At 39.5% G+C, this 1576-nt stretch carries 1 protein-coding gene; it reads left to right on the top strand.

Annotated elements, in window-relative coordinates; translation table 11 throughout:
• Positions 1–91 precede the first annotated feature (91 nt).
• Entirely contained in the window at positions 92–1129 is a 1038-nt protein-coding gene (locus BW139_RS18080) for an IS110 family transposase (RefSeq protein ID WP_076920577.1), read from the top strand.
• Positions 1130–1576: the final 447 nt, after the last annotated feature.

The raw sequence follows: 1576 nt of genomic DNA, 5'->3' as shown, positions 1-1576 counted from the left end.
GTCAAGATTTGATAATCATATAGAAAGCTCCTCGAGTTTTTCGATACAGTTGTGTTGACCAAAACATAAACTGTATCTCGAGGAGCTTAGTATGAAACTATATGGTGGAATTGACTTGCATTCAAATAATTGTGTTATTGCTATCATTAATGAACATGGTGAAACACTTACCGTTAAGCGTTTAAATAATGACATGTCTGTCATTTTATCTTTTCTAAGTCCTTATAAAGACAACTTAAAAGGGCTTGTTGTCGAATCGACATTTAATTGGTACTGGTTAGTCGACGCTTTAATGGATGCAGAATTTAAACTTCACTTAGCGAACCCCGCTGCAATTCAACAATATTCAGGCTTAAAATATGCAGACGACCACAGTGATGCACGCTGGTTGGCTGAAATGTTACGTCTAAACATCCTGCCTGAGGGCTATATTTATCCTCGTGAACTCAGGGCTGTTCGCGACTTAATGCGTAAACGAATGGACATTGTTCAACAGTCCACTAAAAACTTATTATCAGTGCAAAGTTGTTACATGCGTCATCTTGGATACAAGCTCAGTAGCAACAAAATAAAACAAATGGCCGCTATCAGAAAAGGGGTTGATACTGAGCAGGTACACGCAGATTTTAGCTCAATGAATACAGCACTGTCGGTCATTTCTAACCTCTCATTAATACGCTGTGCCCAACAGCAAATTAATGTGATAGAGGGGGCTATTTTAAAGCAAACATCGCTCTCCCCTGAGTTTATAAACCTAACCAGTATCGATGGGATTGGGAATACGTTAGCACTGACCATTATGTTAGAGACCGGCACGATTAAACGTTTTGATAGTCCAGGTAATTTCTCCTCCTATTGTCGCTGCGTTAAAGGTGCAAAATACAGCAATGGGAAGAAGAAAGGCGCTACGAATCAAAAGAATGGTAATCGTTACTTAGCGTGGGCGTTTACTGAGGCCGCTAATTTTGCCATTCGGTACAACCCGACAATCAAAAAATATTATCAACGAAAACTGGCTAAAACGAACCAAGTTATCGCAATTAAAACGGTTGCGCATAAGCTCGCAAGAGCCTGTTATCACGTGCTTAAAGATAATGTCCCATTTGATGAACACAAGGCGTTTACTTAGCGACTATAAAAAAGTTAGGTTAACGTGTTGAGCTAGTAATGGGGTTGGTAAAACCATTAGGTTTGATTGAGCCTGCACGTTAACCGCTCATATTTTAAATACTGGATATGCCCAATGTTTGAGCCACAAAGGGTTGGTTATGTGTAAGCATAAACCACAAACTTGTTACAGCGCAGTGTGTAAACACAGCCAGAAACTGGACTGACATTGGTACAAAACGATGACTGAGGCGAAAGCCAAGGGCCTTAATTAATCATCAATAATGCTTAATTAAACTGCCTAAATTCATATGGGTGACTGGTGCATATTCACACCAATCGACGTCATTACTGGATGCATAGTCATATTTAAAGTGAGTTTAAAAAGTAACAACACTTGGTTTTTTGAATAAAAAGATCAAGAAAACACAGCTGCCTGCTTGACCGGAACTTTCTAATGGGTGACCCC

The sequence above is a fragment of the Pseudoalteromonas sp. SK18 genome (genome assembly GCF_001974855.1).
GTDB lineage: Bacteria > Pseudomonadota > Gammaproteobacteria > Enterobacterales > Alteromonadaceae > Pseudoalteromonas.
This window is presented reverse-complemented; position numbering and strand designations above follow the sequence as displayed.

Excerpts from the sequence above, each read along its gene's own strand:
- BW139_RS18080 (WP_076920577.1), top strand. The coding sequence starts at position 92 with ATGAAACTATATGGTGGAATTGACTTGCATTCAAATAATTGTGTTATT.